Below are 13,431 nucleotides of genomic sequence, written 5' to 3'. Positions count from 1 at the left end.
GCCGGGCTACCGGCGGGCCCCGAACGGCCCGTAATGACGGGAGAAGTCACCCATCAGGTCGAAGTGGGGGGCAAACCGGGACTGGAGCAGGATCCGGGCCGTGTTCCCCCCCACCGGCACGACCCGGCCGGCCTCGAACCGGTTCTCGGCGTCCAGCGCGAAGTGGTGGGCGCAGCCGGGGATGGTTCCTTGGTACCGGGCGGCCTGGCCGTAGTCCTCCTCCCCGTCCTCCAGGTCGAGCACCTTGAACAGCCGGAAGGTCACCGCCCAGAACCCCACCCCCCCCAGCCGGGACTCCAGGTGGGGGTCTGCCAGCCGCAGGGGATGGCGCCCGACGATGCGGGGGTCCACGAACCCGGCCCGGCGGGCCGTGCGCACGAAGTCCCCCACGTAGGCGGCCCCGCCCAGGTGCTCGTGCACCACCTCCGGGTCAGAGGCCACCTCCTCGGGCAGCCGCCGGTCGGTGTATACGTCGGCGAAGTAGAACTCCCCGCCGGGCTTGAGCACCCGGTACACCTCCCGGAGCACCTGCAGGGTCGGCCGCACCAGGTTGAGGGCCCGGTTCGAGATCACCACGTCGAACCCCTCGTCCTCCACCCCGGCCGCCTCCAAGTTCTCGATGTTGCCCTGGCGGAAGGCCACGTTCGGCTCCGGGTGGCCGAAGGCCCGCATGGCCGCCTCCACGTTGCGCCGCCCCACCTCCAGGTTGTCCGGATCCCGGTCCAGGCCCATCACGAAGCCCGTGGGGCCGGCCAGGGCCGCGCACAGGAACACGTCCCGGCCGGTGCCACACCCCAGGTCCAACACCCTGCGCCCCTCGATGGCCTCGGGGATCGGCGACCCACACCCGGTGAACCGCTCCACCACCTCCCGGGGCAGCCGGGCCATGATCTGCCGCAGCCGCACCGGCGGCTCGGGTCCGGTGTCGGCCGAAGAGAGGGTCAGGGCGTTTCCGAACCGCTCCCGGGGTAGCCAGGGAGAGGCTTCGCTCGCACACATAACGGACCTCCCTCGACGGTCACATCTTGTACTTGCCAAAGGCCTCGGGGTCGAGGCTCTCCAGGAACTCCTTCCAAGGGTCGTCGTCCCCCTCGCCGGCCCCGCCGCCCGGCTCCTTCACCTCCACGGCCGCAGCCCGCTTGAGCACGGACTCCTCGGCAAAGATCGCGGCACCCGTGCGAAGCGCCAAGGCCATGGCGTCCGAGGGCCGGCTGTCGATCAGACGTTTGACCCCGCCCGGGAGCTCCAGGTGGATCTTGGCGTGGAACACGTTGTCCTCGAGGCTGTCGATGTCCACCCGGTGCACCGAGGCCCCCACCTCCTCCAGCACCATGCGCAGCAGGTCGTGGGTCATGGGCCTCGGGGGCCGCACCCCCTCCATCGCGTACGCGATGGCCGCCGCCTCGGGCACGCCGATCCAGATCGGCAGCGTGTACCGGCCCTCGGTGTCCTTGAGGAGTACCACCGGCCCCTTGGACCGGGGGTCCAGGGCCACGGCCTCGATCTTCATCTGAACGTACACGCCACGCCTCCCGGCCGATGGTCCGGCCCGACGCTCGGGGCGGCCGGGACCTCTCCCCGAAGGGAGTTCACGGCCGCCGCCGTGATCCGAACGTCCACCTCCCGGCCGACCCACGCCGGGTCGCCCGGAAAGTTCACGATCTTGTTCTCCGGCGTTCGGCCGCTCACCTGGCCCCCTCCGGCCTTGCTGGGACCCTCCACCAGCACCGGCCGGACCACCCCCACCAAGGCCTGGTTGCGCTCGAGGGTGTGGGCCTGCTGCAGGGCCTGCAGCCGCGCCAGCCGCTCCTCCTTCACCGGCTCCGGCACGGGCTCTGGCAGGCGGGCCGCCAGGGTGCCCGGCCGCGGAGAGAACTTGAAGCTGAACAGCCCGTCGAACCGCACCCGCTCCATCACCTCGAGCGTGGCCCGGAAGTCCTCCTCGGTCTCCCCCGGGAACCCCACGATCATGTCCGAGGTGATCGCGATCTCGGGCCGGGCCTGCCGCAGGCGCTCCACCAGCGAGAGGTACCGGCCCACCGTGTATCTCCGCCGCATGGCCTCCAGCACCCGGTCCGACCCGGACTGGAGGGGCAGGTGGATGTGGGGCATCAGCGCGGGCACCTCGCCGAAGCAGCGAATCAGATCGTCGGACAGGTCCTTGGGATGGCTCGTGGTGAAGCGGATCCGAAGGAGCCCCGGAATGCGGGCGAGCCGCCGCACCAGCGCCGGGAAGTCGGTCTCTCCCCGGGGCTTGAGGCCGTAGGAGTTCACGTTCTGCCCCAACAGGGACACCTCGGCCACGCCCTGCGCCACCAGCCGCTCCACCTCGGCCACCACCTCGTCGGCGGGCCGCGACAGCTCCCGGCCCCGGACGTAGGGAACGATGCAGTAGGCGCAGTAGTTGTCGCACCCCTGCATCACGGTCACGTAGGCCGTGACCGCCCGGGCACGGTGGTGGGCGTAGAACGCCTCGAGCCGCTCGGGGTCCTGCTCCTCGGGGGTGGCCGCGATCCGTCGGCCGGTGCGCCGAACCCGGGCCACCAGGTCCGGCACGTCCTGGAGGGCGTGGGTGCCGAACACCAGGTCCACGTAGGGGGCCCGACGGAACAGGCGGCGGCCCGCATCCTGGGCCACGCATCCACCCACCGCGATCGTCAGATCGGGGCGCCGGTCCTTGAGCAAGCGGTATCGCCCCAGCTGGGAGAACAGCTTCTGCTCGGCCTTCTCCCGGATGGCGCAGGTGTTCACCACGATCAGGTCCGCTTCGTCCGGCCGGGCCACCTCCAGGTGACCGGCCTCCTCCAGCAGGCGGGCCAGCACCCCCGAGTCGTGGTCGTTCATCTGGCATCCAAACGTCTGAACGTAGAACCGCAAGGAATCCATATTGGTACCTGCAATGAGTAACTTCCGCTAGGACGCTGGGAGGCTAGGACGCTAGGACGCATGAAAACCTACCTTGATTCCAGAGTGTTCCAAGCATGGCCCCGCCTCTTTGGCGCCACCTCACAGTCTCGGGGAGCATAGGTTTCAGAGGCCAGCATCCAGAAGTCGGTGGACGGGGAAAAGGCTCTTCGGTGCTCCGAGAGGATCCCCCGGGGACCCAAGCTGCTTTTCGGGATTCCCTGTCTTCTGTCCGCTTCCAACTGGCTTTCGACCCGGCGGTCAAAGCCCGGGGGGCATGGGGTCTGCCGGAGAGCCGGGCGCGGCCGTATCAGGTGCCAGAATTCAGATGCCAGTGGACAGAGAGGGACCACCCCGGCAGTCGGGGGAGCATTTTTGAACACCTGTCTTCTGTCCGCTGAAATCTGTCTCCTGAACCCCATGCCCGCCCCCGGTCCCTGGGAACTTTCAGACTATCACGCCGGCCGCGGGCCGGAAACCCCGGCGGCCCCTGCGGCCGGCACCCGTTCCCGGCCGGCGGATCCGGGAAATACCCGTTCGGGTAGAAGAGTTTATCCTGCCGTTCCGTTGACGCGCTGCAGCAGCGCGATTATTCAGGTGATCTCATCCGCCCGGGCCGACATCCGCCCGATGCCGGCCCCCCAGCCCACACCGCCCAACGGCCGAGTCCCCGCGGCCCGCGAGAGGAGGTCATCCCGTGCAAACCGATCTGATGCGGCAGTGGCTCCGGTTCGCCGCCGACGCCCTGGAGGGCACCGAGTCGTTCCGCAAGGCGATGGAGTCCCTGGGGGCCAAGCCCCCCGCGCCCGAGGATCTGACCCGGTGGGCCCAGTTGTGGATGCCCGAAGGGGCCGGCCGGACCGATCCCCAGAGCCTCCGAAACGTGCTGGAGGCCTGGTGGGACATGCTGGGGGTGGTACCCCGGTACCGGTACGCGGAGCTCGCCCGGCGCTACGAGGAGCTCAAGGCCCGCCTCGAGGAGGCGGAGGACACGGTCCGGCACCTGCGGACCCTTCTCAGGGAGCAGGGGGGGCCTGCCGAGGCGGGAGCCGCCCTGGACCGGTGGGCCGAGCTCACGGAGAAGACGCTCCAGGCCCAGATGGAGTGGGCCCGCGCCTGGCTCGACCCCGCGAAGACCGGCCCCGGCGACAAGCCTAAGTAACCGCGGTGGGTTTGGGCTTTTCGACCGATCGACCGTGGACCGAAGACCGGCAATCGTGGACCGAAGTTACTCCGGCCCGAGCCGAAAGGAGGGTCTTGCGATGAACTGGAACGAGCAGATGCAGCAGGCGACCAAGGCGTGGACCGACCTGCAACGCACCTGGTGGGAACGGTGGATGCCCGCCGGGGGAGAGACCGGCGGCACCGGAGACGGCCCCTGGTCCCAGTGGATGGAGGGCTGGCGCCGGCAGATGGCCCGGTCCCTCGAGGCGTGGGCCCGGGGCCGGCCCGGGCTGCCTCCCCAGGTGGTGCGGTCGCTGTTCGCCGGGGAGGAGGTGTTCTTTCGGTTCGTGGCGTTCGTGTCCCAGATGCTCCAGAGCCTGGCTCCCCAGATCGAGGCCGGGGAGGACTGGGTCGACCTCCTGCGGAGGTACGTGGACCAGATCAAGAAGGACCTGGAGGAGAACCCGCTTCGGTGGTTCCCCACGGCCCAGGGAACCGCGGCCGTAGCCGAGGAGCTGCCCGAGCTGTGGCGCCTGTGGGCCTCAGAGACCCAGAAGATGATGGCTCCATGGATGGAGTCCACGCGGGAGGCGGGGGGCCACTTGGGCGAGGCCATGGCCGGCGACCGGCGAGCCGTGCTCAAGATGATGAACGTGTTCTGGGACACCTACGAGTCCACCCTGGGCCGGTTCCTGGCCGCGCCGGCCATCGGCTACACCCGAGAGTTCCAGGAGAAGGTGACCCGGGCCTACGAGACCTGGGTGGACGTGCAGAAGGCCCAGGCCGAGTTCCAGGCCGAGGTCACCAACGCGGGGGTCCGGGCCATGGAGACCCTGCTGCGGGAGCTGGTCGAGCGGGCCGAGAAGGGTAAGCCGATCACCAGCGCCCGCCAGCTGTTCGACCTGTGGGTCTCGTGCGCCGAGAAGGCCTACTTCGAGGTGGCCAGCACCGAGTCCTTCGCCGAGATCCAGGGCCGGTTCGTGAACGCGGCCATGCACTACCGGGTGCACGAGCGCCAGGTCGTGGAGGAGTTCGCCCGGGCCATGCACCTGCCGACCCGCACCGAGCTCGACGACGCCTACCGGCACATGCACGAGCTTCGGCGGCAGGTGAAGGCCCTGCGACGCGAGCTCGACGCGCTCCGTGAGGCCCACGAGGCCCGAGAGGCCGCACCGAAGAAGCCGGCGGCCGGCGGCCGGTCCCGCCGGGGCCGGGCCAAGGCCGCGGCGGCCAAGACCACCTCGAACGAGGCGCAGACCGAGCCCACCACCCCGGCGGACGCCGGGCCCGAACAGGAGGGGTGAGCCGTGTTTCCGATCCAGATCACGCCCGACCAAGCCATGCGCGAGGCCGTGGACTTCCACCGAAAGCTCGTGCGCGGCCTCGACTCCATCGTGGACATCCGGGAGATCGACGTGGCCCCCACGCCCAAGGAGGCCGTGTACCGGGAGGACGACGTGGTCCTCTACCACTACCTCCCCCGCCGAAAGCGGCCCTGCAAGGTGCCGATCCTGATCGTGTACGCCCTGGTGAACCGGCCGTACATGGTGGACATCCAGGAGGACCGGTCCATGGTCCGGAACCTGCTGGACCAGGGCATGGATCTGTACCTGGTCGACTGGGGCTACCCGGACCGGGCCGAGCGCTGGCTCACGCTGGACGACTACATCAACGGGTACATCCACTCCTGCGTCGAGGTGATCAAGCGGCGCCACGGCCTGAACCGGATCAACCTCCTGGGCATCTGCCAGGGGGGAACGTTCAGCCTTTGCTACACGGCGCTGCATCCGGAGAACATCCAGAACCTGATCACCATGGTGACCCCGGTCGACTTCCACGTGAAGGACGGCCTGCTCAACATCTGGTCCCAGCATCTCGACGTGGACACCATGGTGGAGGCGTTCGGGAACGTGCCCGGCGAGTTCATGAACTGGGGGTTCCTGATGCTGAAGCCGTGGCAGCTGATGGTGCAGAAGTACGTCGGGTTCGTGTCGGTGCTGGACGACGAGGAGAACCTGCGGAGTTTCCTGCGGATGGAGAAGTGGATCTTCGACAGCCCGGACCAAGCCGGTGAGGCGTTTCGGGAGTTCATCAAGGAGTTCTACCAGGGCAACAAGCTGATCCGGGGCGAGGTGGAGCTCGGCGGCCGCAGGGTGGACCTGGGGAACATCACCATGCCGGTGCTGAACATCTTCGCCAACGAGGACCACCTGGTGCCCCCTTCCTCCTCCAAGGCCCTCGAGAAGGTCGTGGGCACCCAGGACTTCACCACGTTGTCGTTCCCCGGCGGGCACATCGGCATCTACGTGAGCAGCCGGTCCCAGCGGGAGCTGGCCCCGACCATCGCCCGGTGGGTGAAGGAACGGGTGTAGGAGGAGCCCCATGAGGATCGAGGGATCCCGGATCCTGATCACCGGGGGCGCGCGGGGCCTGGGCCGTCGGTTCGCCCTGGACCTGGCCCGGGCCGGGGCCCGGGTGGGGGTGTGCGCCACCAACGAGGAGCGCCTGGCCCGGCTGACCGAAGAGGCCCGGCAGGACGGTGTGGAGATCTGGACCCACCGGGCCGACGTGGCCTCCGAGGCGGAGGTGCAGGGGCTGTTCGACCGGTTCGTGGAGCGGTTCGAAGGGATCGACGCCCTGGTGGCCAACGCCGGGATCACCCGGGACGCCCTGTTCGTCAAGAAGAAGGACGGCGCCGTCCAGACGATGCCCACGGCCTACTGGAACGAGGTCGTGGACGTGAACCTCACCGGGGTGTTCCTGTGCGGCAGGGAGGCGGCCAAGCGCATGGCCGAGCAGGGGACGGGGGGGGTGATCGTGTCGATCTCGTCGGTCAACCGCTCCGGCGCCATCGGGCAGACGAACTACTCCGCCACCAAGGCGGGCATCGACGCCATGACCGTGGTGTGGGCCAAGGAGCTCGCCCGTTATGGCATCCGGGTGGCGGCCCTGGCCCCGGGGTACGTGGCCACGGACATGACCGCCCAGATGCGCGAGGACGTGCGCAGGAAGATCGAGGCCATGATCCCCCTGGGCCGCATGGCTCGCCCCGAAGAGATCTCCCACGCCCTGCGGTTCATCCTGGAGAACGACTACGTGCACGGACGGGTCATCGAGGTGGACGGAGGGCTGAGGATCTGAGGGGAGCTGAAGTGCGCCTCTTTTGGTGCCGGTCTATTCCAGCGACTCGCGGATCGCCTCCTCTGCCGCCCGCCTGCGCTCGAGCACGGAGTTCCGATACTCCCACAAACTCTGCTCGAGGGCCTCCCGCCGACGGGCGATCTCCTCCAGCCGTTCGGCCGGGATCTTTCGGCGGGGCGGCATCACGACCGCCTCGCCGTCGAGCACCACCACCCCTTCCTGGTTCGTGCAGGTGGTCCGAAGCCGCACCCGGTTCTTCTCCGGGTCCACCTCCAGCGCCTCCACCTCGGCCGTGATCCGGTCCCCGATCCTGACGGGTGCCCGGAACTTCAGGGTCTGGCTCACGTAGATGGTGCCCAGCCCCGGCAGCTTTCCCGCGATCACGGCCGAGAGGAAGCTCGCACACAGGATTCCGTGGGCGATGCGCCCCTTGAAGAAGGTGGACTCCGCGTAGGCCTCGTCAAAATGGATCGGGTTCGTGTCGCCGCTGGCCGCGGCGAAGAGGGCGAGGTCCGCCTCGGTCACCTCCCGCACCAGACTCGCCCGATCTCCGACCCGGATCTCGTTGACGGTTCTCATCTGGGTGGCTCCTTTCGTGCGCTGGTGAGAGCGTACCCTCGGCCCATCTGCAGCCTACCGGGAGGCCGCCCCCGGGTCAACGAGGCCGGCCCGGCACCCGCGTCCACCCTCGGGGAAGGCGGATCCGCTCTCTCCTTGCCCCGCCCTCCGGGGTGGCGCTCCTGTTTTGTCGCCTGGTCAGTAGTGTATCGTTTCCGAAATCTCGTCGTGTTCCCAGGGGGTGGGGCTGGGGGCCCCTCCTTCGCTGAACGGCCTCGCAGGGGCCGCCGCGGCGCGGTCCGCTGCGGCGCGTGAGAGCACGCGCCGCGGCCGCTCCCCTGGCGCCGGGCGGCCCGAGCTGCTCGGCCGTCGCGCTTCGTCGGAGCCCCCAGCCCCACCGACGCAATCTGCATACGTTTTTACGAACCGGAACAGTAGTAGCAACAAAGGGGCGGGGCGTCTCGCCCCGCCCCTTTGGCAGGTCAACCCTTCGCGCCCTGGGACGGCGGCTCGAACCGGAACAGCTCCGCCGTCTCCTTCAACCCGGTCTGCACGGTCTTGAGCCAGTCGGCCTGGCCCTTGGTGCAGCAGTCCATCCACTCCTTCCAGAACTTCTGGCCCTCCTTCTGGGCCTCGGTCATCTGGCCCATCCAGAGGCTCATCATGCGCTCGTACTGGTTCTGGCAGAGATTGACCGACTCGATCCACCGGTCCATCTGCTGGGCCCAGAGGTTGGCCGTTCGGTCCAACAACGTCTCGCGTGCGGGCATGGCTCTCACCTCCTCGTACCGTGGGTTTCGTCTCGGCACCGAGTCTAGTGATGCTGCACTGCAACGTCAATGACCGAAGGGATAGATCTGGTGGCCGATGGGATACACGACTCTTGCCACAAAATCACGACGTTAGGGCCGGCCGGCGAAATGCGGCTATGCAGCATCCCGGCTGGCTCCCCCCGCCGGCACGCCGAGAAGCACCAGGCCCCCCGCCACCACCAGCCCGGTCACGGCCAGCACCCCGTTACGGGGATCTCCGGTCCACAGCCCCACCGCGCCCATGAGAACCGGCCCCAAGACGGCGGCGAACTTTCCCATCAGGTTGTAGAACCCAAAGAACTCGGCGCTCCGGCCCACGGGTACCAGCCTCGAGAACAAGGAGCGGCTCAGGGCCTGCACCCCGCCCTGCACCAACCCCACCACCACCGCCAGCGTGTAGAACTCCCCCACAGAGTCCATACCGCGGGCCCACACGGTCACTCCGGCGTATACGGCCAAGCCCGCCAGGATCGCCGCGCGGGGCCCCACGCGCTCCCCCAGCCTCCCGTAGACCAAGGCGGCCGGAAACCCCACGAACTGGGTGACCAGCAGGGCCTTCATCAGGTCCGCGGCCCCCAGGCCCAGGGCCATCCCATAGTCCACGGCCATCCGGACCACGGTGTCCACCCCGTCCATGTACAGCCAGTACGCGATCAGGAACCGGACGGCCGGGCCGTGGGCCCGCAGCCTGCCGAGCGTGTCGGCGAGCCGCCGGACCCCCTCCAAGAGGTCCAGCCGCGTACCGGCCGAGCCGCGGGGCACCCACCGCACCAGGGGCACCGTGAATACCGCCCACCACGCCGCCACGGCCAGAAACGACACCCTCACCGCCGCGGCCGCGTCCGGCAGGCCGAACCGCGGGGGATCGAGGACCACCGCGAGCGTTCCCAGGAACGCCAGGCCGCCTCCCAGGTACCCCAAGGCGTATCCCAGGGCCGATACCCGGTCCCGACGCTCCGCCGGGGCCACCTCCATCAGGAGCGCGTCGTAGAACACGTTCGCCGCCATGAACCCCACCGTGGCCCCTCCGTATAGGAGGGCGGCGGCGATCCACCCCCCGCCCGGCACCAGGGCCAGCAGCCCGGTGCCGGCCGCCCCCAGGGCCGCAAACCCCACCAGCCACGGCTTCCGGCGCCCGCCCGCATCGGCCATTGCCCCGAGCAAGGGGGCCGCCACGGCCACCACGAGGCTGGCCGCCGAGTTCACCACGCCGAGGCGAAAGGTGCCCACCTCCGGTGCCACCCCGGTGCTCCACACGTCGCGGAACACCACCGGGAACAGCCCAGCCATCACGACCGTGGCGAACGCGGAGTTCGCCCAGTCGTACAGCGCCCACCCCCATACCGCCCGGTCCCTGGTCGCCATGGTAACTTCGGTCGTTGGTCGTCAGTCGTTGGTCGTCGGTCGGGGGCCTTCGGCCCGCTAGGCGGCTCTCGAATCGCGCCAAATCTCGGGGGCATGGGGGTCAGGGGCCAGAATCAAAGCCTAGCCCGCATTATTCATGAGCGTTCGTCGCGAAACCGTCGAGTGTGCGTCAGATCGGGGCAAGCGCAGCAACGAGGGGCGCAGGCGTACTGGACGGTACGTCGAGCCCCGAGGCGCGAGCACGCCCCGAGATGGCGTGCAATCGGCGGTTGCAGCAGAAGGCTTCATGAATAATGCGGGCTAGGGGGCATGGGGTCTGCCGGAGAGCCGGGCGCGGCTCCTATGCTCGCCGCGCAGCGCCTCCGGCGCCTGGACCGCGAAATGGTACCCTTCGCACGCACCCGTGATGAAACCAACTCCCGTGTCCTATGCCTGCGCGGCGAATCTCATGCTCGGCTTCGCGCCCGGCCGGAGGTAGACCCCATGCCCCGCACGCACCGCTCGGACCGAGACGTACACAAAGTCTGTACCCCGCAAACAGGCTGCCTTGCGGCCTACCGAAGCTGAAATCTGTCCACTGAACCCCAGGCCGCCTCATCCCCCCCGGCCCGAGAACACCTTCACGGCGCAAAACTCGCCGCACATGGAGCACACCTCCTCGTCGCCGGGCAGGCAGCGCTCGCGCACGTGCCGGGCCCGGGCGGGGTCCACGGCAAGCTCGATCTGCCTCTTCCAATCCAGGTCGGCCCGGGCCTCGGCCATGGCGTCGTCCCAGGCCCGGGCCCCGGGCACGCCCTTGGCCACGTCGGCGGCATGGCCCGCGATCCGGGCGGCGATCACGCCCTGGCGAACGTCCTCCACGTCGGGCAGCCCCAGGTGCTCCGAGGGGGTCACGTAGCACAGGATGTCCACCCCGGCCCAGGCCGCGAGGGCGCCGCCGATGGCCGAGGTGATGTGGTCGTACCCCGGGGCCACGTCGGTCACCAGGGGACCGAGCACGTAGAACGGCGCGCCGTGGCACAGGCGTTTCTGGAGCTGCACGTTGGCCTGGATCTGGTCCAGGGGCACGTGGCCGGGCCCCTCGATCATGACCTGGACCCCGGCCTCCCAGGCCCGGAGCGTCAGCTGACCCAGCACCATGAGCTCGTGGATCTGGCCCCGGTCGGTGGCGTCGGCCAGGGCGCCCGGCCGGAACCCATCGCCCAGGCTCAGAACCACCTCGTGCTCCCGGCAGATCTCCAGGAGCCGGTCGAACCGCTCGTACAAGGGGTTCTCCGCCCGGTTGTGGCGCATCCACGCCACCGTGAACGACCCGCCCCGGCTCACCACGCCCAGGAGCCGCGGCTGGCTCTCCAGGAACCGCACCCCCTCCCGGGTGATGCCGCAGTGCACCGTGACGAAGTCCACCCCTTCCTTGGCCTGGTCCTCGATCACGCCCAGCAGCCGGTCGGGGTCCATCTCGGTGATCGAACGGCCGGACTCCACCGTGTCCACGGCCGCCTGGTAGATGGGAACCGTGCCCACCGGCGCCGGGCACTCCTCCAGGATCCGTCGCCGGATCTCCCGCAGCGGCCCCCCCGTGGAGAGGTCCATCACGGTGTCGGCCCCGGCCTGGAGGGCCGCCCGGAGCTTCGCCATCTCCAGGTCCGGATCCATCTGGTCCTTGCTGGTCCCGATGTTGGCGTTCACCTTGGTCCGAAGCCCCTTGCCGATGGCCAGGGGCCGGCAGTTGCGCCGGTTCCGGTTCCGGCACACGATCGCCTCCCCCTGGCCGATCGAGGCCGCGAGGGCCTCCGGGTCCACGTTCTCCGCCTTTGCTGCCGCAGCCACCTCCTCGGGCACCCGGCCGGCACGGCAGGCCTCCAGAATCGTCATGTGTCACCTCGCGTTCGTAAGCTCCCGGGCCACGGCCGCCACCCGGCGCGCCACGTCCGGGGCGGTTTCCCCGAAGATCCGCACCATGGGCTCCTTGCCCAGGTCCCCCGTGTCGTAGATGGCGTCGGGCGCGTACCCGCACCGCTCCAGCACCTGCAGGGTCCCCCACTCCAGGGTGGACCCCTCCCTGCTCTTCACCTCCCGGGGTTCGTCGGCCCGGCTGAACCCCTCGACCCGCAGCCCCGCGGCCCGGCACGCCTCCACCACCTCCGGCCCGTACCGGACGTTCATCACGGCCCGGAACGGGCTTCCCCACCGGGCCGACGCCAGCAGAATTTTGGCCATGTGGCGGCTGGCCCCGAACCGGGGTCCCTCCAGACGGCGAACCCGCCCGGCGCACCGCACGATCCGGCCGGGAAACGCGGCCACGTCCTCCGGGTCCGCTGCCGCGGGCACGGCCTGGGCCAGGTTGGACTGGACCTCGGGCACGAGGTCCACGGGGTTCTCAGCCTCCAGGATCTCCCACGCCTCCCACAGGTCGTCGAGCACCCCGGCACGGGCCACCAGGGGCGACCCGTGCCAGGGGCTGGTGGGGCCGTGTCCGGCCCCCAGGGGATAGGCGTGCCGGATCGCCTCGTGCAGGAACGCCCGGGCCCGGCGCACCGCGGCCACGGGGTCCTCCCCCCGGGCCAGGAACGCGGCGATCGCCGACGACAGGGTGCACCCGGTGCCGTGGGTGTGGGGCGTGTCCACCCGGGGTGAGCGGAACGCCTCCTGCCGGCCGTCCCGGTCGGCGTACAGGTCCAGGACCACGGCCCCCTGCCCGTGCCCCCCCTTCAGGAGGACCGCCCGGGGGCCCAGCGCCAGGAGCCGGTCCACGGCCCGGTAGCGATCGGCCTCGGAACGGATCGCCATGCCCGTGAGCACCTCGGCCTCGGGAAGGTTAGGCGTGACCAGGAGCGCCCGGGGCAGCAGATCCCGCACCAACGCCTCGCGGGCGTCCTCCCGCAGGAGCGGCGCCCCGCCCTTGGCCACCATCACCGGGTCCACCACCAACCGCTCCACCCCGTGCTCCCCCAGGGCTTGGGCCACGGACCGGACGATCTCCGCTGAGAACAGCATGCCCGTCTTCACGGCATCGGCCCCGATGTCCGAGAGCACGCTGCGGATCTGGGCCCCCACGGCCTCTGGGTCCACGGGGAACACCCCCTGGACCCCCACCGAGTTCTGGGCGGTGACCGCGGTCACGGCCGAACTGCCGTGACACCCGAGCAGGGCAAAGGTTCTCAGGTCGGCCTGGATGCCCGCGCCTCCCCCCGAGTCGGACCCGGCCACGGTGAGCACCCGGGGGGGAGCGGTGTCTGCTCTCATGAAGGACTCCTCGTCGTTCGTCCGGTGGAACCGTTACGATGAATCTGTCGGATAAACAGGCGCTATCGCTCCCTGCTCAGAGGGGCAAGGGACTGCCGGAGAGCCGGGCGCGGCCCCTTGGCTCGCCGCGCAGCGCCTCCGGCGTCTGGACTGCGAAAGGGTGCGGATTCCAACGGGTTGCCATGAAGCCAGCTCCCCCGCCCCGTGCCTGCGCGGCGAATCTCAATGCCTGGCTTCGCGC

12 protein-coding genes are annotated in these 13,431 nt (G+C 69.8%); 4 read left to right on the top strand and 8 right to left on the bottom strand.

Translation table 11 applies throughout. The features are described from left to right. Positions 1-6 precede the first annotated feature (6 nt). From DEFCA_RS0102575 to miaB, 3 genes are read right to left on the bottom strand one after another with little or no spacing between them, the layout of a single operon-like run. A complete protein-coding gene (locus DEFCA_RS0102575; protein WP_051463179.1) occupies positions 7-999 on the bottom strand; it encodes a methyltransferase domain-containing protein in 993 nt (330 codons plus the stop codon). Positions 1,000-1,018: 19 nt separating this feature from the next. Further along, complete coding sequence (locus tag DEFCA_RS0102570; protein WP_025321479.1) at positions 1,019-1,522, bottom strand: bifunctional nuclease family protein; 504 nt, start codon at positions 1,520-1,522, stop codon at positions 1,019-1,021. Beyond that, positions 1,507-2,886 (bottom strand): tRNA (N6-isopentenyl adenosine(37)-C2)-methylthiotransferase MiaB, encoded by a 1,380-nt coding sequence (miaB, locus tag DEFCA_RS0102565; RefSeq protein WP_025321478.1) that lies wholly within the window; start codon positions 2,884-2,886, stop codon positions 1,507-1,509. The genes DEFCA_RS0102570 and miaB overlap by 16 nt, the downstream gene beginning before the upstream one ends. 715 nt (positions 2,887-3,601) lie before the next feature. On the opposite strand from miaB, the gene DEFCA_RS0102560 reads away from it, so the two are divergent. The 4 genes from DEFCA_RS0102560 (at position 3,602) to DEFCA_RS0102545 (ending at position 7,209) form a co-directional block, all read left to right on the top strand. Continuing rightward, entirely contained in the window at positions 3,602-4,066 is a 465-nt protein-coding gene (locus DEFCA_RS0102560; protein ID WP_025321477.1) for a hypothetical protein, read from the top strand. Between the two features lie 100 nt (positions 4,067-4,166). After that, positions 4,167-5,372: a class III poly(R)-hydroxyalkanoic acid synthase subunit PhaE gene (gene phaE / locus DEFCA_RS0102555; RefSeq protein ID WP_025321476.1), complete on the top strand. Its 1,206-nt coding sequence runs from the start codon at positions 4,167-4,169 to the stop codon at positions 5,370-5,372. A gap of 3 nt (positions 5,373-5,375) precedes the next feature. Further along, complete coding sequence (phaC, locus tag DEFCA_RS0102550) at positions 5,376-6,440, top strand: class III poly(R)-hydroxyalkanoic acid synthase subunit PhaC (protein ID WP_025321475.1); 1,065 nt, start codon at positions 5,376-5,378, stop codon at positions 6,438-6,440. Between the two features lie 10 nt (positions 6,441-6,450). Continuing rightward, positions 6,451-7,209, top strand: coding sequence for an SDR family oxidoreductase (locus DEFCA_RS0102545; RefSeq protein ID WP_025321474.1), 759 nt, complete (start codon positions 6,451-6,453; stop codon positions 7,207-7,209). Between the two features lie 33 nt (positions 7,210-7,242). Here the strand turns inward: DEFCA_RS0102545 and DEFCA_RS0102540 are convergent, their stop codons facing one another. From DEFCA_RS0102540 to thiD, 5 genes are all read right to left on the bottom strand, one after another. Beyond that, the gene (locus tag DEFCA_RS0102540) at positions 7,243-7,788 is read right to left on the bottom strand and encodes a MaoC family dehydratase (RefSeq protein ID WP_025321473.1); all 546 of its coding nucleotides are present in this window, start codon (positions 7,786-7,788) and stop codon (positions 7,243-7,245) included. Positions 7,789-8,249: 461 nt separating this feature from the next. Beyond that, positions 8,250-8,537 (bottom strand): hypothetical protein, encoded by a 288-nt coding sequence (locus tag DEFCA_RS0102535; protein WP_025321472.1) that lies wholly within the window; start codon positions 8,535-8,537, stop codon positions 8,250-8,252. Positions 8,538-8,693: 156 nt separating this feature from the next. After that, positions 8,694-9,944: an MFS transporter gene (locus tag DEFCA_RS0102530; protein ID WP_025321471.1), complete on the bottom strand. Its 1,251-nt coding sequence runs from the start codon at positions 9,942-9,944 to the stop codon at positions 8,694-8,696. A 594-nt stretch (positions 9,945-10,538) separates the two neighbouring features. Beyond that, a complete protein-coding gene (thiC, locus tag DEFCA_RS0102525; protein WP_025321470.1) occupies positions 10,539-11,819 on the bottom strand; it encodes a phosphomethylpyrimidine synthase ThiC in 1,281 nt (426 codons plus the stop codon). A 3-nt stretch (positions 11,820-11,822) separates the two neighbouring features. Continuing rightward, positions 11,823-13,190 (bottom strand): bifunctional hydroxymethylpyrimidine kinase/phosphomethylpyrimidine kinase, encoded by a 1,368-nt coding sequence (gene thiD / locus DEFCA_RS0102520; protein ID WP_029733434.1) that lies wholly within the window; start codon positions 13,188-13,190, stop codon positions 11,823-11,825. Between the last annotated feature and the right edge of the window lie 241 nt (positions 13,191-13,431).

Origin of the sequence: Deferrisoma camini S3R1, from assembly GCF_000526155.1 — a bacterium.
GTDB lineage: Bacteria > Desulfobacterota > Deferrisomatia > Deferrisomatales > Deferrisomataceae > Deferrisoma > Deferrisoma camini.
This window is presented reverse-complemented; position numbering and strand designations above follow the sequence as displayed.